This is a genomic window from Streptomyces colwelliae, from assembly GCF_048158785.1.
In the GTDB taxonomy this organism is placed as follows: Bacteria; Actinomycetota; Actinomycetes; order Streptomycetales; family Streptomycetaceae; genus Streptomyces.
Genome location: NZ_JBLTJC010000021.1, coordinates 1 through 21,246, shown reverse-complemented (window position 1 = coordinate 21,246; position 21,246 = coordinate 1). Strand labels below are relative to the sequence as shown.

The 21,246-nt window shown below is 69.1% G+C and carries 23 protein-coding genes; 16 read left to right on the top strand and 7 right to left on the bottom strand.

What is annotated here, in order from left to right; all coding sequences use genetic code 11:
• Positions 1-3: 3 nt before the first annotated feature.
• Genes ACNFOC_RS06970 through ACNFOC_RS06955 form a run of 4 tightly spaced genes read right to left on the bottom strand, consistent with a single transcriptional unit; the run spans position 4 to position 2,953 of the window.
• Positions 4-324, bottom strand: coding sequence for a hypothetical protein (locus ACNFOC_RS06970; protein WP_416957719.1), 321 nt, complete (start codon positions 322-324; stop codon positions 4-6).
• On the bottom strand, positions 311-1,576 hold the full coding sequence (locus ACNFOC_RS06965) for an aromatic ring-hydroxylating oxygenase subunit alpha (protein WP_416957717.1): 1,266 nt from the start codon (positions 1,574-1,576) through the stop codon (positions 311-313). Before ACNFOC_RS06965 ends, ACNFOC_RS06970 begins: the two co-directional genes overlap by 14 nt.
• Positions 1,577-1,580: 4 nt before the next feature.
• Positions 1,581-2,252: a carboxymuconolactone decarboxylase family protein gene (locus ACNFOC_RS06960; protein WP_416957715.1), complete on the bottom strand. Its 672-nt coding sequence runs from the start codon at positions 2,250-2,252 to the stop codon at positions 1,581-1,583.
• A complete protein-coding gene (locus ACNFOC_RS06955; RefSeq protein WP_416957712.1) occupies positions 2,249-2,953 on the bottom strand; it encodes an SDR family NAD(P)-dependent oxidoreductase in 705 nt (234 codons plus the stop codon). The genes ACNFOC_RS06960 and ACNFOC_RS06955 overlap by 4 nt, the downstream gene beginning before the upstream one ends.
• A gap of 236 nt (positions 2,954-3,189) precedes the next feature.
• Between ACNFOC_RS06955 and ACNFOC_RS06950 the strand changes: the two genes are divergently transcribed.
• From ACNFOC_RS06950 to ACNFOC_RS06885, 14 genes are all read left to right on the top strand, one after another.
• Positions 3,190-3,921, top strand: coding sequence for an SDR family oxidoreductase (locus ACNFOC_RS06950; protein ID WP_317880892.1), 732 nt, complete (start codon positions 3,190-3,192; stop codon positions 3,919-3,921).
• Positions 3,918-5,357 carry an aldehyde dehydrogenase family protein gene (locus tag ACNFOC_RS06945; RefSeq protein WP_416957710.1) on the top strand — a complete coding sequence of 480 codons (1,440 nt, stop codon included), beginning with the start codon at positions 3,918-3,920 and terminating at the stop codon, positions 5,355-5,357. Before ACNFOC_RS06950 ends, ACNFOC_RS06945 begins: the two co-directional genes overlap by 4 nt.
• Positions 5,354-6,559, top strand: coding sequence for a CaiB/BaiF CoA transferase family protein (locus tag ACNFOC_RS06940; RefSeq protein ID WP_416957708.1), 1,206 nt, complete (start codon positions 5,354-5,356; stop codon positions 6,557-6,559). The genes ACNFOC_RS06945 and ACNFOC_RS06940 overlap by 4 nt, the downstream gene beginning before the upstream one ends.
• A gap of 39 nt (positions 6,560-6,598) precedes the next feature.
• Entirely contained in the window at positions 6,599-7,966 is a 1,368-nt protein-coding gene (locus ACNFOC_RS06935) for an ABC transporter substrate-binding protein (RefSeq protein WP_416957706.1), read from the top strand.
• Positions 7,967-8,020: 54 nt separating this feature from the next.
• Entirely contained in the window at positions 8,021-8,215 is a 195-nt protein-coding gene (locus ACNFOC_RS06930; protein ID WP_363097681.1) for a ferredoxin, read from the top strand.
• A 37-nt stretch (positions 8,216-8,252) separates the two neighbouring features.
• Positions 8,253-9,629 (top strand): cytochrome P450, encoded by a 1,377-nt coding sequence (locus tag ACNFOC_RS06925; RefSeq protein WP_416957702.1) that lies wholly within the window; start codon positions 8,253-8,255, stop codon positions 9,627-9,629.
• Positions 9,626-11,287 carry a thiolase C-terminal domain-containing protein gene (locus tag ACNFOC_RS06920; protein WP_416957700.1) on the top strand — a complete coding sequence of 554 codons (1,662 nt, stop codon included), beginning with the start codon at positions 9,626-9,628 and terminating at the stop codon, positions 11,285-11,287. Before ACNFOC_RS06925 ends, ACNFOC_RS06920 begins: the two co-directional genes overlap by 4 nt.
• Positions 11,284-12,216: an alpha/beta fold hydrolase gene (locus ACNFOC_RS06915; RefSeq protein WP_416957698.1), complete on the top strand. Its 933-nt coding sequence runs from the start codon at positions 11,284-11,286 to the stop codon at positions 12,214-12,216. The genes ACNFOC_RS06920 and ACNFOC_RS06915 overlap by 4 nt, the downstream gene beginning before the upstream one ends.
• Entirely contained in the window at positions 12,213-12,824 is a 612-nt protein-coding gene (locus ACNFOC_RS06910; protein ID WP_416957696.1) for a DoxX family protein, read from the top strand. Before ACNFOC_RS06915 ends, ACNFOC_RS06910 begins: the two co-directional genes overlap by 4 nt.
• Positions 12,824-13,669 (top strand): NAD(P)-dependent oxidoreductase, encoded by an 846-nt coding sequence (locus ACNFOC_RS06905; protein ID WP_416957694.1) that lies wholly within the window; start codon positions 12,824-12,826, stop codon positions 13,667-13,669. Before ACNFOC_RS06910 ends, ACNFOC_RS06905 begins: the two co-directional genes overlap by 1 nt.
• A 76-nt stretch (positions 13,670-13,745) precedes the next feature.
• Entirely contained in the window at positions 13,746-15,065 is a 1,320-nt protein-coding gene (locus ACNFOC_RS06900) for a cytochrome P450 (protein WP_416957692.1), read from the top strand.
• Positions 15,062-15,250, top strand: coding sequence for a ferredoxin (locus tag ACNFOC_RS06895; RefSeq protein WP_318022596.1), 189 nt, complete (start codon positions 15,062-15,064; stop codon positions 15,248-15,250). The genes ACNFOC_RS06900 and ACNFOC_RS06895 overlap by 4 nt, the downstream gene beginning before the upstream one ends.
• Before the next feature lie 10 nt (positions 15,251-15,260).
• Positions 15,261-15,572, top strand: coding sequence for a DUF1330 domain-containing protein (locus ACNFOC_RS06890; RefSeq protein ID WP_416957690.1), 312 nt, complete (start codon positions 15,261-15,263; stop codon positions 15,570-15,572).
• A 210-nt stretch (positions 15,573-15,782) separates the two neighbouring features.
• Complete coding sequence (locus ACNFOC_RS06885) at positions 15,783-16,355, top strand: TetR/AcrR family transcriptional regulator (protein WP_416957688.1); 573 nt, start codon at positions 15,783-15,785, stop codon at positions 16,353-16,355.
• Here ACNFOC_RS06885 and ACNFOC_RS06880 read toward each other — a convergent pair.
• From ACNFOC_RS06880 to ACNFOC_RS06870, 3 genes are read right to left on the bottom strand one after another with little or no spacing between them, the layout of a single operon-like run.
• Positions 16,321-17,133, bottom strand: a complete 813-nt coding sequence (locus tag ACNFOC_RS06880) for an alpha/beta hydrolase fold domain-containing protein (RefSeq protein WP_416957686.1) — start codon at positions 17,131-17,133, stop codon at positions 16,321-16,323. The genes ACNFOC_RS06885 and ACNFOC_RS06880 overlap by 35 nt on opposite strands.
• Entirely contained in the window at positions 17,126-17,845 is a 720-nt protein-coding gene (locus tag ACNFOC_RS06875; protein WP_416957684.1) for an enoyl-CoA hydratase/isomerase family protein, read from the bottom strand. Before ACNFOC_RS06875 ends, ACNFOC_RS06880 begins: the two co-directional genes overlap by 8 nt.
• A 4-nt stretch (positions 17,846-17,849) precedes the next feature.
• Positions 17,850-18,890, bottom strand: a complete 1,041-nt coding sequence (locus ACNFOC_RS06870) for a 2Fe-2S iron-sulfur cluster-binding protein (protein WP_416957682.1) — start codon at positions 18,888-18,890, stop codon at positions 17,850-17,852.
• Positions 18,891-18,954: 64 nt separating this feature from the next.
• On the opposite strand from ACNFOC_RS06870, the gene ACNFOC_RS06865 reads away from it, so the two are divergent.
• Both ACNFOC_RS06865 and ACNFOC_RS06860 read left to right on the top strand, forming a co-directional pair.
• On the top strand, positions 18,955-20,493 hold the full coding sequence (locus tag ACNFOC_RS06865; RefSeq protein ID WP_416957679.1) for an AMP-binding protein: 1,539 nt from the start codon (positions 18,955-18,957) through the stop codon (positions 20,491-20,493).
• Between the two features lie 35 nt (positions 20,494-20,528).
• A partial coding sequence (locus tag ACNFOC_RS06860) for an amidohydrolase family protein (RefSeq protein ID WP_416957677.1) occupies positions 20,529-21,246 on the top strand: 718 nt, incomplete at its 3' end.

The window sequence follows — 21,246 nt, the reverse complement described above, 5'->3', positions numbered from 1 at the left end:
CGGTCAGACCTTCGGCTCGACGACGAGGTCCATATAGGCGGCCCCGCTGTCCGGCACCCGGGCCTGCTTCCAGACCTCGACCGGGAACGACACGTTCACCAGCGAGAACATCAGGAGCAGCAAGTTGCGCTCCTGCTCCGGCAGTTCGGTGAGCAGGAACGCGTCGAGGTGGTCGGAGGCCTGCTCCAGCAGCGGGAACGCGGCGTCGTAGAAGGTCTGCATCTCCTCCATGGAGCTGGCCAGGCGCTTGCTGTACCGCTCGCGCTCGGACTCCAGGATCCACTCGCTGAACGGCTCGAGTGCCGCGAACTCACTGGGCAGCATCGGTGTGCTCCTTGACGTAGTCGGCGACCGTCTTGTGCAGATGGCGGAGCAGCAACTCCTGGTCGCAGAGCGGGAAATCGGTGACGACCCGGCTCTTGAGCATCGTCTGGGTGGCTTCGAGGGTGTTGCCGTCCTGGAGGGCGTACTCCTTGAACGTCACCGTCGCCAGCTCCTGCTTCAGCCGCTCGCGCGCCGTCTTGGCCGGCACGAAGTACAGGTTGGCCTCGAAGATGTGCTTGTCCACCGCCGTCGGCCAGTAGTGGTACGTCAGGTACCAGCCGGGCTTCCAGATCAGCAGGGTCATGTTGGGGAAGAACTCGAAGGAGTCGTTGCCCCACGCGCGGTGCCGGCCCGGGTTGAGGCCCGTCGGCAGATTGTCCAGGCCCTCGATGTCGGGCGCCTCCCACGGCCCGAACAGGCCGCTGCGCAGGGTGCGTTCGATCGGCTTGACGATGGTCAGGTCCTTGGGCGGGGACATGCCTCCCCAGGACGAGATCATCGAGTGCGGGGGATGGATCTCGTAGTGCAGCGCCTCGTACCCGACGTTGAAGAGCTTGTCGGCCTCGTCCTTGACGGCCTGCTTCATGTGCAGGACGGGCGCGTGGTAGAACTCCGCGAACGCGTCGATGAACAGCTTCCAGTTGCTGCCGATCTCCGCCTTGTACGTGAAGACCTCGGTCATCTCGTGGAAGGGGTAGCCCTCCAGGCCCTTCGCGAACTCGCCCAAGTACTCCTTGAGCGGCTGGGCGTCCGGGTCGAGGTTGACGAAGATGAACCCCTCCCAGACCTCGCAGCGGACCAGCTTGAGGCCGTAGTCCGCCTTGTCCAGGTCGAAGAACTCCTTCTCCTGCTGGACGAAGGTCAGATCGCCGTCGAGGCTGTAGCGCCAGGCGTGGTACTTGCACGTGAACTGGCGGCAGGTGCCCTTGACCTCCTCGCCCGGGTAGTCGTTCCACACGAGCTTGTTGCCGCGGTGGCGGCAGACGTTGTGGAAGGCGCGGATCTCCTTGTCCTTGCCCCGCACGATCACCAGTGAGGTGTCGGCGACGGCCAGCTCCTTCGTGAAGTAGCTGCCGACCTTGGGCACTTGCTCGACCCGGCCGACGTTCAGCCAGGTCTTCTTGAAGATCGCTTCCTTCTCGGCCTCGTAGTACGCGGGGTCGATGGAGTCCTCGTAGTTCACCGGGCTGGTGCCCAGCTCGGGGTAGTTCTCGGTCCAGCTCCCGGCCTCGGGCTTGGTGAAGTGCGGCATGGGATCACCCCTCTCGCTTGTGAGAATACCATTCTCGTTTTGGGAAACTGAAGTTCTCTTCCGAGATCACAGGGTCGAGTTCCACGCCGAAGGTGTTGAGAGCCATCGTGAGCATCGTGTAGGCGCCGATGGTGAACACCAGGTCCATCAGCTGGTGTTCGTCCAGGTCGGCGGCGAGCGCGGCGTAGGTCGCGTCCGACAGGCCCGAGTCGGTGTCCAGTTCGTCCACCGCCCGGTTGAGCAACGTGTCGGCGCCCGTGCGGACCTCATCGATCTCGGCCTCGGTCACCCCGGCCTTCCGGCCGATCAGGACATGACTCGCCCACTCGTACCGGCTGCCCCGCCGCCACGCCACGCGCAGGACGGCGAGCTCGCGGACGCGCACCGGCAGGGTCGTGGTGTTGAGGTGCATGTTGAACGTCAGGAACGCCCGGGCCAGGGCCGGATGGCGCTGGAAGATCCCCAGGACGTTGGCCTGCGGCAGCTTCCGGTCGGGGTTGATGACCGAGAACACCTCGTGGTCCCAGTCGTCGTAGGGCACCGGGGGGATGCGGACGGTGTTCTCGCCGGCGGTTCCTCCGCGCTCACCGTGGTCGCCGTGCCCGGAGCGCTCGGTGGCCGTCCCGCCGTCCTCGCCGTCCGAGCCGTGCCGGGTGTGCCGGCTGTGCTCGCTCACGTGTTCCGCCCGCCGTTCACGCCGAGGATCTGGCCCGTGATGTAGCCGGCCTCCTCGGACGCGAGGAAGGCGCAGGCCGCGGCGATGTCCTCCGGGCGCCCGACCCGCCGTACCGGAGTGCGCTGGATGTGCTCCTCGACCGTCCCGCCGAGCAGTTGGCGCTCCTCCGAGCGGCGCAGCATGGGCGTGTCGATGAAACCGGGCGGCACCGCGTTGACGGTGATGCCCTGCGGGCCCAGCTCCAGGGCCAGCGACTTGGTCAGCCCGTTGACCGCGGACTTGGCGGCCACGTAGTGCGTCATGAACGGCTGGCCGGACTGCGCGCTGGACGAGGAGATGTTGACGATCCGGCCCCAGCCTGCCTCCACCATGTCCGGCAGAACCGCCTGGACACAGTGGAAGACGCCGTGGAGATTGACGTCGATCACCCGCTGCCAGGCCTCGAACGTGAGGTTGGCGAAGCGCTTGTAACCCTCCATCCCGGCCGCGTTGACCAGGACCGTGACGGGGCCGAGCTGCTCCCGGATCTCGGTCAGCGCCTCGTCCACCTGGGCCCGGTCGGAGACGTCGGCCTTCCGGGAGAAGCCCCTGTCGGACGGATTGAGGTCGAGGGTGGCGACCTGGAGACCGTCGGCCTCCAGGCGCTGTGCGATGGCTTGTCCGATGCCGGAGCCGCCGCCCGTGACGAGCGCTGTCCTCATGCCGGAACCCCCTTCGTCTCGATCATGAAAATCTCCCTTCCGGATCTGAGAAGCGTATTCTCGTCTCCGGTGCTTCCGGAAGTCCCGCGCAGGCGGGGGCTGTTCGCCGTGGTCCGCGGGTCTGTCAGCAAGTCGTCAGGATGACATTCTCGCTGCCGGATGGTTGATTCGCGTATAAGGAGAATGTAGTTTCCGCTTCATTGGAGCAAGCCGCCCATCCATGCGAGGAGAACAGGATGCGGTTCCAGGACAAGGTGGCGATCGTCACCGGAGCGGGACAGGGAATCGGCGAGGACTACGCCCGGGCGCTGGCCGCCGAGGGAGCGCGGGTCGTGGTCGCGGACATCAACGAGGAGCAGGGACAGCGGGTCGCCAAGGAACTGGACTCCGCGCTCTTCGTCAAGGTCGACGTCGGAGACCCCGCCTCGGCGGACGCACTGGCCGCAGCCACCGTCGCCGAGTTCGGCCGCATCGACTACCTGATCAACAACGCCGCGATCTACCACAGCATGCGGCGCGAGGGCCTGACCACCGTCGACCTCGACTACCTCAACCGCTTCATCCAGGTGAACCTGATGGGCGCCCTGTACGTCACCCGGGCCGTCGTCCCGCACCTGACCGAGGGCAGCGCGATCGTCAACCAGTCCTCCGCCGCCGCCTACATGGCCAGCGGCTACTACGGCCTGGCCAAGATCGGCATCAACCACCTCACCGCCTCGCTCGCCGCCGAACTCGGCGGCCGGGGCATCCGCGTCAACGGCATCGCCCCCGGCCCCACCGACACCGAGGCCACGGCCACCGTCGTGCCGGTCGAGTTCCAGGAGCGGATGACCCAGGCCCTGGCCATCAAACGGATGGGCACGCCCGGCGACCTGACCCCTACCGTGCTGTTCCTGCTCTCCGACGACGCGGGCTGGCTCACCGGCCAGACCATCAGCGTCGACGGCGGACAGGTGGTGCGGCTGTGACCCGACTGCTCATCGACGGCCAACTCCTCGACGGGGAGCGGACGTTCCCCTCCCTCAACCCCGCGACCGGTGAGGTCCACGGCCACGCGCCCGACGCCACCACCGCCCAGGCCGAGGCGGCCGTAGCAGCGGCCCGCACCGCCTTCGACACCACCGCCTGGTCCACCGACGTACAGCTGCGCATCCGCTGTCTCGACCAGCTGCACCAGGCGCTCACCGACCACGTCGAGGAGCTGCGGGAGCTCACCATCGCCGAGGTCGGCGCGCCCCGCATGCTCACCTACGGTCCTCAACTCGACGACCCCGTCAAGCTGGTGCGCTATTACGCGGACCTGCTGCGCAAGTACCCGCTGACCGAGGAGCTCGGCGAGTCCGAGATACGCGGCCAGCGTCACCGGCGCTGGGTGGAGAAGGAGGCCGCGGGGGTCGTAGCGGCGATCATCGCCTACAACTACCCGAACCAACTCGCCCTGGCCAAGCTCGCCCCCGCGCTCGCGGCCGGCTGCACGGTCGTCCTCAAGGGCGCCCCGGACACCCCGCTGACCACCCTGTTCCTCGGTCAACTCATCGCCGAGCACACGGACATACCGCCCGGCGTGGTCAATGTCCTCACCTCCTCCGGCGCCGACGTCGGCGAGACGCTCACCACACACCCCGACGTCGACATGATCACCTTCACCGGGTCCACCGCGACCGGCCGCCGCATCATGGAGGCCGCGAGCCGCACGGTGAAGAAGGTCTTCCTGGAACTCGGCGGCAAGTCCGCCATGATCGTCCTCGACGACGCCGACTTCGCCACCGCCTCCATGTTCGCGGCCGGCACCATCTGCTCCCACTCCGGGCAGGGCTGCGCGCTCACCTCCCGGCTGCTCGTACCCAGGGAGCACCACGACGAGATCGTCGCCATGGTGGCGGCGGGCCTCGGCCGCATCCCGCTCGGCGACCCCGCCGACCCCAAGACCTTCGCGGGCCCGCTCATCAGCGAGCGCCAGCGCGACAAGGTCGACGGCATGGTCGAGAGGGCCGTAGCCGCAGGTGCGAACCTCGTCACCGGTGGCGAGAAGATCGATCCCGGCTTCTTCTACCGGCCGACCCTTCTCAGCAACGTCGATCCGGACAGCGAGATCGCCCAGGACGAGGTCTTCGGCCCGGTGCTCGTGGTGATCCCGTACGACGACGATGACGACGCCGTACGCATCGCCAACAACTCCATCTTCGGCCTCTCCGGCGGCATCCAGAGCGCCGACGACGAGAGGGCCATCGCGTTGGCCCGCCGGATCCGAACCGGCACCTTCAGCATCAACGGCGGCAACTACTTCGCCGCCGACGTGCCGTTCGGCGGCTACAAGCAGTCGGGCATCGGCCGCGAGAGCGGTGTGGCCGGGCTGGAGGAGTTCCTGGAGTACAAGGCGTTCGCGGTCGTGGTCCGGTCATGATGCCGCTCGAAGGCATCCGCGTCCTCGAAGTCGCCATGTACGGCTTCGTGCCCTCGGCGGGAGCCGTCCTCTCCGACTGGGGAGCGGACGTCATCAAGGTCGAGCACGCCGTTACCGGTGACCCGCAGCGCGGTCTGCGCCAGACCGGCACGATGCGCGTCGAGGGCGACCCCAACCCCAACGTCGAGCACGCCAACCGCGGCAAGCGCAGCCTCGGCCTCGACATCTCCCGCCCCGAGGGCAAGGAGGTGCTCTACGACCTCGCCCGGCACGCCGACGTGTTCCTGACCAGCTTCCTTCCCGGTCACCGGGAGCGATTCGGTATCGACGTCGACGACATCCGTAGCCTCAACCCCCGCATCGTCTACGCCCGGGGCAGCGCCTTCGGGCCACGCGGACCGGAAGCGGGAAAGGGTGGCTACGACATGACGGCGTTCTGGGCCCGCGCCGGCACCGCCGCGAGCATCACCCCGGCCGGCACCGACGGGATCATCAACCCGCCCTCGCCGGCCTACGGTGACACCATCTCCGGCACCAACCTCGCCGGCGGCATCGCGGCCGCGCTCCTGAAACGCGAACGCACCGGTGAGCCGTCGGTCGTGGACGTCTCCCTGCTCGGCAGCGGGCTGTGGGCGATGGGCCACGCCACCGCGCTCTCCCTGCACCTCGGCAAGCCCTGGATCCCGCCGCCCGTCGGCACCCACGGCTCCGTCACCAACCCCCTGTCCGGGCTGTACGAGACCTCTGACGGCCACCATCTGGCGTTCGTGATGATGCAGCCCGGCAAGTTCTGGGCCGATGTGTGCCGGCACATCGACCGCCCCGAACTCGCCGACGACCCCCGCTTCGACACGGCCGAGAACCTCGTGGCCAACACGGCCGAGGCCGTCAAGATCCTGCGCGAGGTCCTCGCCACCCGCACCCTCGCGGAGTGGAGCAGGCGCTTCACCACCCTGGCCGGGCCGTGGGCCCCGGTGCAGGACTCCCTGCAAGTGGGCGACGACCCGCAGATCAGAGCCAACGAGTACCTGCTACAGGCAGGGGAGCTCGAACTGGTCAGCAGCCCCGTGCAGTTCGACGTGCACGCCCCACAACTCGGGCCCGCACCCGAGTTCGCCGCCCAGACCGAGGAGATCCTCCTCGAACTGGGCCTGGACTGGGACCGCATCATCGCGCTCAAGGCAGCGGGCGCGGTCACCTGATCACCCGACAGCGGGAATCATTCTCAACGAGGAGAACCGATGAGACGCTTGCTCATCCCCGCGCTCGTCCTGGCCCTCGCGGCCGCGGCCGGATGCTCCGGCCGCACCAAGTCCGCGGACACCAGCAGCCCTTCCACCACCGGAGCCGCCGACACCGCCTCCGCGGACTTCGGCACGCTGAAGTCCGTGTGCGGGAAGGGGACGGCCAAGACCGTCACCAGTCAGGGCGTCACCAGCTCCGAGATCAAGGTCGGCGTCTTCAGCGACGTCGGGTTCACCAAGAACCCGGAGTTCGAGAACGCGGCGAAGGTCTTCACCTCCTGGTGCAACGCCGCCGGCGGCATCAACGGACGCAAGATCACGCCCGAGACGCACGACGCCCAGCTCATGCAGGTCAACCAGCAGATGATCGAGGCCTGCCGCACCGACTTCTTCGAGGTCGGCGGCGGCGCAGCCCTCGACGGCCTGGGCGTCAAGACCCGGCTGAAGTGCCTGCTCCCCGAGTTCCCGGCACAGGTCACCTCCGAGGTCGGCGCCGACCTCCAGGTGATGACGCAGGGCGCCTCGTCCGGGTACGCGCCCTACGCCGGCTACTACTCCTGGCTGCTGAAGGAGGCGTACCCGTCGTCGGCGAGCGGCGTCGGCATCATCACCGGGGACGTGCCCGTCACCAAGGTCATCGCCGCCCAGGACAAGGAAGTCCTCACGGCGATGGGCGGCAAGGTCACCTACTCCGACCTCTACCCCGCGCAGGGTGTCTCCGACTGGACGCCGTACGCCCAGTCCATCAAGACGAAGAAGGTCAAAGGCCTTGTCTTCCTGGGTGACTTCACCCAGCTGGCGAAGCTGGAGCAGGCGCTCACCAACATCGACTACAAGCTCGACTGGGTCGACGCCAACAACAACGCCTACGGCCCCGCGTTCCTCAAGCTGGCCGACACCGCATTGAGCAGCCAGACCAACTTCGCCAGCATCGACGGGACTTACCCGCTGGAGAAGGAGGCCGACAACCCGGCGACCAAGGAAATGGTCGCCCTGTTCAAGAAGTACGCACCCGACGCGCAGATCACCCTGCCCGCCGTGCACGCCTTCTCCACCTGGCTGCTGTTCGCCACCTCGGCCCGCGACTGCGCGGAACTGACCCGCAGTTGTGTCCTCGCCAACGCCAAGAAGCAGACCGAGTGGACCGGGGGAGGGCTCCAGGCCCCGGTGAACCTGACCAAGCCCGAAGAGCCCGTGAAGTGCTTCAACGTCGAGAAGGCCACCACCAGCGGCTGGGTCCCCGCCGACTTCAAGCCGACCGACGGCGCCTACCGCTGCGACGCGCCCGCCTACAAGTACAAGGGCAACTACGGCAAGCCGCCGACGCTCGCCGACGTCGGCAAGTCGATGGCCGACCTCAAGTAGCCACGCCACGCCACCCGTTCAGTACGGCGTTCACCACGGCAGGAAGGAAGGACCGTGAAGGTACGAGTCGACCCGGAGCGCTGCCAGGGCCACACGCTCTGCGCGATGCGCGCTCCGGACACCTTCGAACTCAGCGAGATCGACGGGCACTCCTCGGTCGTCCAGGAAGAAGTCCCCGCCGACCAGGAGGCGGCCGTCCGCGAGGCGGTCCTGTCCTGTCCGGAACGGGCGATCTCCCTCATCTCCTGACCCCCCACCTCATCCACCGAGCAGGAGAGGACTCCGCATGACCACGGAAGACGCGGCCGTCGACGACGACGCCGGCCGCAAGCACCCGCAGGTGCACTTCGACCGGCACACACCCGACTACCGCGACCGGTTCGAGGACATCACCCACGAGCTGCACGGACAGTGCCCGATCGCCTGGACGGAGACCCACGGCGGCCACTGGGTCGCCAGCGGCAACCGTGAGGTCTTCGAACTCGCGAGGTCCGCCGAGTTCCTCTCCAACGACCATGACGTGAAAGGGGAACGGCGCGGCTACAAGGGCATCTCCATCCCCCCGCCGCCCCGCGCCCGGGAAGCCCAGGGCGGCTTCCTGGAGATGGACCCGCCGGACCAGCGCTACTACCGCCAGACCCTCAACCCGTATCTGTCGCCGGCGGCCATCCAGCGCTGGATCCCGTTCGTCGACGAGGTCGTGCGCGCCAGCCTCGACGAGAAGATCGAGTCCGGGCACATCGACTTCGTCGACGACCTCGCCAACATCGTCCCCGCCGTCCTCACGCTGGCGATGATGGGCATCCCGATCGAGCGCTGGACCATCTACAACGAACCGGCCCACGCCTCCGTCTACACACCCCCCAACTCCCCCGACCGGGAACGGGTGTTGGACCTCAGCCGCAAGATGGGCATGGACCTCATGGGCCAGCTCATGGAGATCCGCAAGGCGCCCCGCCCCGGCCTGGTGGACGCGCTGGTCCGCGCCGACCTCAACGGCCGCACCCCGGACGACGGCGAACTCCTGGGCGTACTCGCCCTGTTGATCGGCGGCGGCTTCGACACCACCACCGCCCTCACCGCCCACGCCCTCGAATGGCTCTCGCAGAACCCCGGGGAACGCGAGCGGCTCAGCCGCGACCGCAAGACCCTGCTGGACTCCGCGACCGAGGAGTTCCTGCGCTTCTACACCCCGGCCCCCGGCGACGGACGCACCTTCTCCGCCGACTGCGAGATCGCCGGCACCGAGTTCAAGGAGGGCGAACGCCTCTGGCTCTCCTGGGCGATGGCCAACCGCGACCCGTCGGTCTTCCCCGACCCCGACACGATCGACATGGAACGCAAGGGCAACCGCCACAGCAGCTTCGGCCTCGGCATCCACCGCTGCATCGGCTCCAACGTGGCCCGCACGGTGTTCAAGCGGATGATGACGGCCGTACTCGACCGCATGCCCGACTACGAGTGCGACCCCGAAGGCGCCGTGCACTACGAGACCATCGGCGTCATCCAGGGCATGCGCCACCTCCCCGCGACCTTCACCCCGGGCAAACGGCTCGGCGCCGGACTCGACGAGACCCTCGCCGAACTCCAGAAGGCCTGCGACGAACAGCGCCTCGCCGAACCAGTCACCGTCCGCACAGCGAAGGCACGGATCGGCACATGAACTCCCCAACCCGCCCGGGGCCGTTGGTCACAGAGGAGAACGCGTTCTTCTGGGCCTCCGGCGCGGACGGCCGGCTGCGGCTGGCGGAGTGCGGGTCCTGCGCGGCCCTCATCCACCCGCCGCAGCCGGTCTGCCGGTACTGCCACGGGCACGACATCGGCGTCCGGGCCGTCTCCGGCCGCGCGACGCTGATCGGCTTCACCGTCAACCACCGCTTCGCCCTGCCCGGCCTGCCCGCGCCCTACGTCGTGGCCCAGGTCGCCGTCGAGGAGGACCCCCGGGTCCGGCTCACCACCAACGCCGTCCAATGCGCCCCGGACGAGCTGGAGTTGGGCATGCGGATGGAGGTCGTCTTCGAACAGGTCGAGGACGCCTGGCTGCCGCTGTTCCGCCCGGCACGCGACCACCCGGCGACGGACCCCCTGCCGCTCGCCGAGGTCGACACCCGTCAACTCGCCCGCCGCGTAAGGCCGATGGCGTCGACCGAGAAGTTCGAGGACAAGGTCGCGATCACCGGCATCGGCATGTCCGAGATCGGCCGCCGACTCCTGGTCCCACCGGTGTCCCTGACCGTCCAGGCCTGCCAACGTGCCATCGCCGACGCCGGGTTGACCGTCGACGACATCGACGGCCTGGCCACCTACCCGGGCGCCGGTGCCGCATACGGCGGCTTCGGCGAAGGAGGCGTCACCGCCCTGGAGTCCGCCCTCGGACTGGAACCCACCTGGTACAACGGCGGCAGCGAGACCTTCGGCCCCTGCGGCTCCCTCATCTCCGCGATGCTCGCCGTCGCGGGCGGCCTGGCCCGCCATGTGCTGTGCTTCCGTACGGTCTGGGAGGCGTCGTACGGCGACCTCGTGCGCCGGGGCCGGATCGCCCAGCCTCCATCGCGCCAACTGGACGGCTGGATGAAGCCGTTCGGAGCGATCTCGGCCGCCCACACCCTCGCCCAGAACGCCCAACGCCACTTCCACCGCTACGGCACCACCCGCGAGACCCTCGGCTGGATCGCCCTCAACCAGCGCGCCAACGCGGCACTCAACCCCACGGCGGTCTACCGCGATCCGATGACGATGGACGACTACCTCGACGCCCGCCCCATCACCACCCCGTTCGGCCTCTACGACTGCGACGTCCCCTGCGACGGAGCGGTCGCCGTGATCGTGTCGGCAGTCGACGCGGCCCGTGATCTCGCCCAACCACCCGTCTTCGTCGAGGCGGTCGGCACCCAGATCCTGGAACGGCTCGAATGGGACCAGAGCACACTTACCCACGAACCCCAAGTCCTCGGCCAGTCAGCCCACTTGTGGTCACGCACCGCGCTGCGCCCCCAAGACGTCGACGTGGCCGAGCTGTACGACGGCTTCACCTTCAACTGCCTCTCCTGGCTTGAGGGGTTGGGGTTCTGTGGCATCGGCGAGGCCAAGGACTTCCTGGACGGAGGCAAGAACATCGCACGGGACGGCGTACTGCCCCTGAACACCCACGGTGGACAGCTCTCCCACGGCCGTACCCACGGCATGGGGCTGGTCCACGAGGCGATCAGCCAACTGCGTGGCGCGGCCGGGCCACGCCAGATACCCGGCGCGCGGGTCGCGGTGGCGAGCAGTGGCGGACTCACCCCGAGCGGCGTGATCCTCTTCCGGGCGGACGGATGAACTCCCGTACCACGCAGGTCGTTTCGCGCGTCGTCGACGTCGACGGCATTCCCATGTCCGGGCTGTTGTGCGAGGTCCGCAACCCGCGTGCGGTCGTCGTGGCCCTGCACGGGGGAGCGGTGACGTCGAGCTACTTCGACTACCCGGACCAGCCCCGGCTGTCCCTCCTGCGCACCGCGGCGGCACTGGACTACACGGTCGTCGCCATCGACCGTCCCGGATACGGCAGTTCGGCTCCGCACAGCGAGACCATGGCCTCCCCCGCGCGGCGCGTCGATCTCGCCTACGGAGCGGTGGAGCGGCTGCTCGCCTCGCGTCCGCGCGGAGCGGGACTGTTCCTCTGGGCGCACTCGATCGGCTGCGCCCTGGGCGTGCACATGGCCGGCGACGAACGCCGGAACGACCTTCTCGGCCTGGAGATCGCCGGTACCGGACGCCACCACGCGCCCGGCGCCGTCGAGATCCTCGACTTCCGGCGGCGTGACCCGGCCGTGCCGCGACGCTCCGGACCCGGCCTGCGCGACCTGCTGTGGGAGCCGTCGCGTCTGTACCCGGACGAGGTCGTCGGCGCTTCCCGTATCCAGTCACCCGGGCCGCCGTACGAGTCGACGGTCGCCCGCCGCTGGCCGCTGGAGTTCGCCGAAGCCGCCGCCCGCGTACGGATTCCCGTGCACTACACGCTGGGTGACCACGAACGTGTGTGGAGCTCCGGGCCCGAGGCCATGGCCGACATCGCGAGCCTGTTCACCGACTCCCCGCGGGTCGTCACCGACGAACAGGCCGACAGCGGCCACAACTTGAGCATCGGGCACACCGCGACCGGGTACCACCTGAAGATCCTGTCGTTCGTCGAGGAGTGCGTTCTCGGATACGAGAACGGTGGATACGACAACGACGGGGTCGACCGTCTGCCGAGGAGGGCCGGATGAGTGACGCCGATGTCGCGGTACTGCTGCTCGTACGCGTGGTCGTAGGACTGATCATGATCATGCACGGGCTCAACCACTGGCGCGGCGGCGGCCGCATCGAGGGCACCGCCCGCTGGTTCACCGGACTCGGCCTGAGACAGGGCGTGTTGCAGGCCTGGATGAGCGTGCTCACCGAGGTCGGCGCCGGCGTCCTGCTGATCCTCGGCCTGCTCACCCCGCTGGCCTGCGCCGCCGTGATCTCGGTGATGCTGGTCGCGGGGCTGCTCGCCCACCGGCCCAACGGCTTCTTCGTCTTCAAGGACGGCTACGAGTACGTCCTCACGCTCGCCGTCGTCGCCCTGGCCCTCGCGGTACTGGGCCCCGGCCGCTGGTCCGTCGACCACGCGGCCGGCATCGACCTGACCGGCTGGACCGGCGGCGGCACCGCGCTGGGCGCGGCCGTCGTGGCGACCGGGGGACTGCTGGGCACGTTCTGGCGACCGGAGCCGAAGGCTGATGCGGAGCCCGCAGCCGACGCCGAGTCCATAGTGGGCGCCGAGCCTCAGAGCCCCGTCGTGGAGCCGGAGTCCGGGAACACCCCCGGTTCGGTCGAGCAGGAGGCCCGCTGATGCGCGTCGGATTCATCGGGCTGGGCAGTCAGGGCGCTCCCATGGCGCGCCGGATCGTCGAGGCGGGCTTCGTCACGACACTGTGGGCGCGCCGCCCGGCCACGCTCTCCGCGTTCGCGGACACGGCGGCTCAGCGGGCCACGTCCCCCGTCGAACTGGCCGCCGCCAGCGACCTGGTGTGCGTCTGTGTCGTCGACGACGCCGATGTCGAACAGGTCGTCACGGGCGAACAGGGCGTGCTGAGAGGCCTGCGCCGGGGCGGGGTGATCGCCGTACACAGCACAGTCCACCCCGACACCTGCCGACGGCTCGCCGAACGCGCCGAGGCGCACGGCGTCTCCGTGGTCGACGCACCCGTCAGCGGCGGCGGACAGGCGGCGGCCGAGGGCCGTCTGCTGGTGATGGCGGGCGGCGAGTCCGGCACGGTCGCCTACTGCCGCAAGGTGTTCGAGACGTTCGGCGATCCGGTCGTCCACATGGGTCCGCTCGGCTCAGGACAGATCGCCAAACTCCTCAACAACCTGTTGTTCACCGCCAACTTGGCGACCGCGGCCGACACACTGGCCCTGGCACCGGAGTTCGGCATCGACCGGGGCGCCCTCGCCGAAGTCGTCCTCCACGGCAGCGGATCGAGCTTCGCGCTCGACCGCGTGCGGGCCGCCGGCGGCACACTCGACCGTCTCGCTGAACGCGCCGGACCGCTGCTCCGTAAGGACGTGAGGCTGCTGGCCGACCTCGCCGACACGGCGGGCGCCCCTACGGGCACTGTGCTGACGGCGGCCGACGCGGCTCTCGACCACATGGGCCAGGGACGTCTGACGACACCCGCAACTCCCGCTCCATGAAAGCGAAAACGACCTTCTCGTCACCGGAGAACATTGATATCGTCGCTCGTCGTCAGACTGGTGACGGAAGGGAACCGTGCACACCGTGAAGGACTTCGAGGCGATCGACTTCTTCCAGGACGACGAAGTCGTCGCGGACCCCTACCCCTACTTGGCGGCCCTGCGCGGGAAGTGCCCGGTACAACACGAGAGCCACCACGACGTGACGATGGTGACCGGTTACGACGAGGCGATCCAGGTCCTGAACGACGCGGACACCTTCTCGTCCTGCCTCTCGGTGACCGGCCCCTTCCCCGGGTTCCCGGTCCCGCTCGTGGGCGACGACGTGAGCGCGCTGATCGAGCAGTACCGCGACCAGCTCCCGATGAGCGACCAGTTGCCGACGCTCGACCCGCCCGTGCACACGGATCACCGCGGACTGCTGATGCGGCTGATCACCCCGCGCCGCCTCAAGGAGAACGAGGCGTCGATGTGGCACCTCGCCGACGCCCAGCTGGACGCGTATCTCGCCGCCGGCGAGGGCGATTTCATCAGCGGGTTCGCCGGTCCGTTCACCCTGCGGGTCATCGCCGATCTGCTCGGTGTGCCCGACGAGGACCGCAACACGTTCGTCGAGGGCCTCGAGCACCAGCCGCGGGGCGGCATCGGGAGCACGGACGGCGAGGTGGCGTACTCGCCACTGGAGTACCTGTACGGGCAGTTCTCGGCCTATGTCGAGGAGCGCCGCCGCGAACCCCGCGAGGACGTGATCACGGGACTCGCCACCGCGAAGTTCGCCGACGGCTCGACCCCCGACGTCGCCGACGTGGCCCGCGTCGCCACCAACCTCTTCGCGGCCGGCCAGGAGACCACCGTCCGGCTGCTGAGCAACGCGCTCAAGCTGATCGCCGAAGACCCCGATCTGCAGCGGCTGTTGCGCACCGAGCGCGACCGCATCCCCAACTTCATCGAGGAGACGCTGCGCACCGAGAGCCCCATCAAGGGCGACTTCCGGCTGTCCCGCGTTCCGTCCACGGTCGGCGGCGTCGACATCCCCGCCGGCACCACCCTCATGGTCCTCAACGGCGCCGCGAACCGCGACCCGCGCCACTTCGAGGACCCCGAGACCTTCGACCCGGCCCGCGCGAACGCCCGGCACCACCTCGCGTTCGGCCGCGGCCCCCACACCTGCCCCGGCGCCCCGCTGGCCCGCGCCGAGGCCCGGGTGGGCATCGAGCGCATGCTCGACCGTACGACGGACATCAGGATCTCGGAGAGCGTGCACGGCCCTGCCGACGCGCGGAACTTCCGCTACCTGCCGACGTACATCCTGCGTGGACTCACCCATCTCAACCTGGAGTTCACGCTCGTCGAGGAGTCCGGGAAATCCGAGAGGTCCGAGGAGCCTGCGCGATGAAAGCCGTCGTCGACACGGACCGTTGCCGCGGTCACGGGATCTGCTGGTCGATCTGCCCCGAGGTGTTCGACCTGACCGACGACGGGTACGCCGAGGTACTGACCCCCGAAGTCCCCGCCGAGTACGAGGACCAGGTCCGCACGGCCATCGGAAGCTGCCCCGAGCGCGCGATCACAGTGAGCTGAGGAGAACCGGATGCCCAAGGGGTACGTCATCCTGACCGAGTCCATCAAGGACCCGGCCGGGATGGACGCCTACAGCCGGGCGGCCGGTGCGTCGATGGCCGAGGGCGGCGCGTCCGTCCTCGCGGTCGACGGAAGTCCGCAGATCCTCGAAGGCGAGTGGCACGGCGACCGGACCGTCGTTCTCGAATTTGAGAGCGTCGAAGCCGCGAGAGCCTGGTACGAGTCGGAGGCGTACGAGCGGGCGAAGCCCCTGCGGCAGGCCGCGGCCGACACCAACGCCGTGATCATCGCAGGCTTCGAGCCGCCGTCCCGGGGTGCGTGAGAGGGAACTGTCCTGCGGGCCACGACCGGGCCCCGGCTGCCGGCCGGCGGCCCGGTCCGCGTACGCCCACCCTCCCGACACCCTCGGAGCACGGTCACCGGCTCCGGTGCCGCCGGACGGCCAAGGGTTCCGCAATGGCCGGAAGGGTCGCCCGATCGCGACGGCAACCGTAATGTCACCTGGGTGTTGCCGTGGTGGAAGGGGTGCTCAATGACGACGGCCCGACACGAGGAGATCCTTGTCGCCGCGCTGGGGGTGTTCGCCGAGCGGGGCTACAAGAAGGCGTCCATCGATGCCGTGGCCGAGCGCGCCGGCCTGACCAGGCAGGGCGTACTGCACTACTTCCCGAGCAAGAAGCGGCTTCTCCTCGCCCTCGTCCAGCTCCGCGAGGAGCTCACCCGCGAGCACCTGGCCGCCCTCCACGCGGACGCCGGCAAGGACCTGCCCGGGCTGCTCGCCGAGGTCATCACCTACGACCACAAGAACCCCGGTCTCGCCCAGATCCACAGCGTTCTCGTGGCCGAGGGCGTCACCGGCAGCGACGAGGCACAGCGGTTCTGCCACGACTACTACCGGTCGATCCAGGACCACACCGTCGCGCACCTCACCGCGCTCTACGGCGATCGCGTACCCAGCGGCCTGACCCCCCGAGCCGCCGCCACGGCCGTGGTGGCGATGCTCGAAGGGGTCCAGCAGCAGTGGATGCTCGACGAGGAGCAGACCGACTACCCCGAGATCATCCGCGATGTCATGGGCGTGCTGCTCGGGCCCACGCCTGTATGAAATCGGCCATCGCCGTCACGCTCTCGGGATGCAGACTCACCGCGTCCGGCCGTACCCGAAGATCCACCGTGACACCCGAGTGCGCCGCGCGGGCGGCGAACGACAAGGAGTCGTCCAGCAGCGGATCGGTGCCGGCGACCAGGAGCTGGATCGGCGGCAGCCCGTGCAGGTTGGCGTGCAGCGGGCTCAGCAGCGGGTTGGTCCGGTCGGCGCCGCCCGCGAACCGGGCCGTGTGCAACCGGAGTTCGTCGATGTCGAAGCCCGGATCGGCGGCCGCGTTGAACAGCAGACTCGGCGCGTCCAACGTCAGATCGAGCAACGCCGAAATCAGCACCGCACACTCCGGCTCCTGAGCCCCCATGTCCCGCAGCCGCACCAGCAGCGAGGCCGCGAGCCCGGCCCCCAGCCGCTCACCGGCCAGCGCGACCGGACCACGGGCCTGACACGAGCTGTATACGGCGTGCACGTCGTCCAGCGCCCCCGGGAACGACGACCGGTACCGCGGGCACACCACAACTGCCCCTGTCCGCAGGGCGAGTCGCTCGGCCAGGTCCACCGCGGACTCCGGTGAACCCGACAACTGCCGGTCCCCGTGCAGATACAGGATGACGAGATCGCTCGCGTCCGGCGGTCGTACGATCGGCCCCACCGGGCTGGACTCGACCCGCACCCGCCCGTCGCCGGCCGCCGCACGGTCCGTGTGCGTCCGTACGTCGGTCAGGTCGGTGTTGCTCAGGTCGGCGCCCGCTCCGGTCGCCCCAACTCGTGTGTCACCCACGGGACATCACCCTCTCCGCTGCCTGCCAGTGCTCGTCGGACACCCAGAGGCGGGCGAAGGCGCGGGCCGCCTCCTCCTCCGGGACGGCTCCGCTCATCACGCGTTTGATCTCCCGCGCCGGATTGGTCGCCAGGGATCTGGCCAGCGTGCGCCAGCCCTCGGCGAACTCGGCGCGCGGCAGCACCAGTTCGAGCAGTCCGACGCGTTGGGCCTCGGCCGCGTCGAGCACGGTCCCGGCACCGGCGAGCATCAACGCCCGCCCCTTGCCTACGAGTTGGGCCAGGCGCTCGGCGCCGCCCCACGCGGGCATGATGGCCAGGGCCACCTGGTTGAAGGCGATCCTGATGTCGTCGGCGGCGACCCGGATGTCGGCGGCCACCGCGACCTCGGCGCCGCCGCCGAACGCGTGGCCGTTCAACGCGGCGATCACCGGTCCGGGGAAGGCCGCGATGCGATCGCAGATCCCCCTCATCCGCAGGGCCATGGCCATCGCGTCCTCCTCGGTGCGGATCGCACTCAGCTGTTTCAGGTCCCCGCCGGAGACGAACGCCCGGTCGCCGGCCCCCGTGATGACCAGGGCCTTGGCGCCCGCGGCGGCGTCGAGCGCCTTGTCCAGTTCGTCCATGGTGGTCGGGGCGATCGCGTTGCGGGCCTGCGGGCGGTCGATGGTGACGACCGCCAGGCCCTCGTCGAGTTCGAGATCTACGTCCATGGCCTCAGTCCTCGTATTCGACAGTGACGTGCGGGGTGGTCGGCTCGCCCTGGCAGGTCAGGACCCAGCCCTCGGCGATCTCGTCGTCGTCGAGCGCGTTGTTGACGCGCATCTTGGCCTCGCCCTCGGTGACTTGGGCGATGCAGGTGGCGCAGTTGCCCGCCTCGCAGGAGAACGGCGGGGCCAGACCTGCCCGACGTGCGCTCTCCAGGAAGGTCTCGCCGGAGCGCTGCGCGAGCGTGTGCCGCTTGCCGGAGAGCACGAGCGTGAGGGTGCCGTCCTGTTCGACGGGTTCCTCGGGTTCCTGCTCGGGGTTCTCCTGGAGCGGGCGGTCGGCGGCGGCCTGCGCGAACCGCTCGACGAAGATCCGTTCCGGTGCGACACCGTGGGCGAGAAGCGCGTTCTCCACCAACTCCATGAAGGGCGCGGGCCCGCAGAGGTAGAAATCGGCGTCCGTGTCGCCGCCCGCGAACTCCCGGACCTGGTCCGCGGTGACGAACCCCTGCCAGTCGTCGAGATGGCGCCGGACCTCGAACCGGTCCGGGTACCGCTCGGCCAACTCGCCCAGCGCGGCGGCGAAGATGACGGAACCGGCGTCCCGGTCGGCGGCCAGGACCCGCACCGGACGCCCGGTGCCGGCCAGCGCCGACTTGGCGAGCGACAGGATCGGGGTGATCCCGCTGCCCCCGCAGAACGCCACCACCGGAGCGGCCGACTCGGGGGCTGAGCCTGCCTCGTCGCCCTCCCGCAGACAGAACACCCCTGCGGGCAGCGTGGTTTCGACGACATCGCCGGGCGCGAGATGGTCATGCATCCAGTTGGACACCAGACCCCCCGGGACCCGCTTCACCGTCGTCATCAGCTCGGCGTCCGTCTCCGGCGAACTGGACATGGAGTAACTGCGCAGCGTGCCACAGGCCTTGATCGTCACGAACTGGCCCGCCCGGTACGGGAAGGGCGCGTCGAGTACGTACGTCCGTGTGTCGGGCGTCTCCTGGATGATCCGTGTGATCCGCACCGGGTGGAACCCGTGGTCTCGTCCCATGTATGGAATTTACCTTCTCGCTCTGAGAGAGTGCAATTCTCAATGACGAGAGGAAGTTCCTGTCGTGCGAACGATCCCCGCTGAACTGGTCGACCGCTACGAGGCGGAGGGCTGGTGGACCAGTGAGACGATCGGTGACCTGCTGACGCGGGGACTGACGGCCGCCCCGGGGGCCGTGTTCCGCGTGCACTCGGCGGTGCGGCCCTGGGAAGGGACCTTCGCCGAGGTCGAGTCGACGGCCCGCCGACTGGCCGCCGGACTGCGCGAACGGGGTGTCGGCCCCGGTGACGTCGTGGCCTTCCAACTGCCCAACTGGATGGAAGCCGCTGCGGTCTTCTGGGCCTCGGCGTTCCTCGGCGCGGTCGTGGTGCCGATCGTCCACTTCTACGGCCGCAAGGAAGTCGGCTACATCCTGGAGACCGTCGAGCCCAAGGTCTTCGTCACCGCCGACCGGTTCGGACATCTCCGCCACGACCCCGAGCTGAGCGCGAAGATCCCCGTGGTCGGCGTCGTGGGCCGGGACTTCGACGAGCTGCTCGCCGACGAACCGCTGCCCGGCGTCGTACCGACGGACCCGTCCGGGCCCGCGCTGATCGCCTTCACCTCCGGAACGACCCGCGACCCCAAGGGAGTTGTGCACAGTCACCGCACCTTGGGCTTCGAGACCCGCCAACTCGCCGGCCGTTACCCGCCCGACCGCGGTGACCAGCTCACCTCCGCGCCCGTCGGCCACTTCATCGGCATGGTGAACGCCTTCCTGATCCCCGTCCTCGACGGCTCCCCGGTGAACCTCGCCGACACCTGGGACCCGGGCCTCGCCCTGGAGTTGATGGCCCGCGACGGACTCACCGTCGGGGGCGGCGCCGCGTACTACATGACGAGCCTTCTCGACCACCCCGACTTCACGCCCGGCCACCTGACGTGTATGAAATACGCGGGCCTCGGCGGCGCGGCCGTACCGAACGCGGTGACCAGACGCCTCGCGGACCTCGGCATCACGGTCTTCCGGGCCTACGGCAGCACCGAGCACCCCTCGATCACCGCCTCGGCCCACACCGCGCCCGAGGACAAGCGGCTCTACACCGACGGGGACGCGCTGGCCGGAGTGGAGATCCGGCTCGCCGAGGACGGCGAGATCCTCAGCCGCGGCCCGGACCTGTGCCTCGGCTATACCGACGAGGCCCTCACCGAGCGGGCCTTCGACGCGGACGGCTGGTACCGCACCGGCGACATCGGTGAGTTCGACGAGGACGGCTACCTGACCATCACCGACCGCAAGGCGGACATCATCATCCGCGGCGGCGAGAACATCGGCGCGCTGGAGGTGGAGGAGGTTCTCCTCGCCCTGCCGGCCGTCGCCGAGGCCGCGGTCGTGGCCGCCCCGGACGCCCGCCTCGGCGAGCACGCGGCAGCCGTCGTACGACTGCGGTCCGGCCACCCCGAACCGACCCTCGACGACCTGCGCGCCCACTTCGCCGCGGCGGGCCTGGCCCGGCAGAAGTGGCCGGAGGAACTGCATGTCGTCGAGGACTTCCCGCGGACCGCCAGCGGCAAGGTCCAGAAGTTCGTTCTCCGCAAGGATATTGCCGCCCATCAAGAGTGAGAATAGGATTCTCGCAATCTGCGAAGGAGGATCTCATGCCATCGCGTGTGCCGCCGTATCCACTGTTCGACGCGGACAACCACCTGTACGAGACGGAGGATGCGCTCACTCGGTACCTGCCCAAGCAGTACGCGAGCGCCATCCAGTACGTGCAGGTGAAGGGCCGTACGAAGATCGCCATCCGCGGTCAGATCAGCGACTACATCCCCAACCCCACGTTCGAGGTCGTAGCCAGGCCTGGCGCGTGGGAGGACTACTTCCGTGAGGGGAACCCGGAGGGCAAGTCCCACCGGGAGCTGTTCGGCGAGCCGATGCGGTCGATCCCCGCGTTCCGCGAGCCCGGACCGCGCATGGCGCTCATGGACGACCTGGGCATCCAGCAGACCCTGATGTTCCCGACACTCGCCAGCCTGGTCGAGGAACGGATGCGGGACGACCCGGAGTTGATCCATGTCGTCGTGCACGCCCTCAACCAATGGCTGCACGAGACCTGGCAGTTCAACTACAAGAACCGCATTTTCACCACGCCGGTGATCAGCCTGCCGATCCTGGACAAGGCGATCGCCGAGCTGGAGTGGTGTCTTGAGCGGGGAGCGCGGGCGATTCTCATCCGGCCCGCCCCGGTCCCCGGCTACGGCGGCTCGCGGTCCTTCGCGCTGCCGGAGTTCGACCCGTTCTGGAAGCGGGTCGAGGAGGCGGGCGTGCTGGTGGCCATGCACTCCTCCGACAGCGGCTACTCGCGCTACTCCAGTG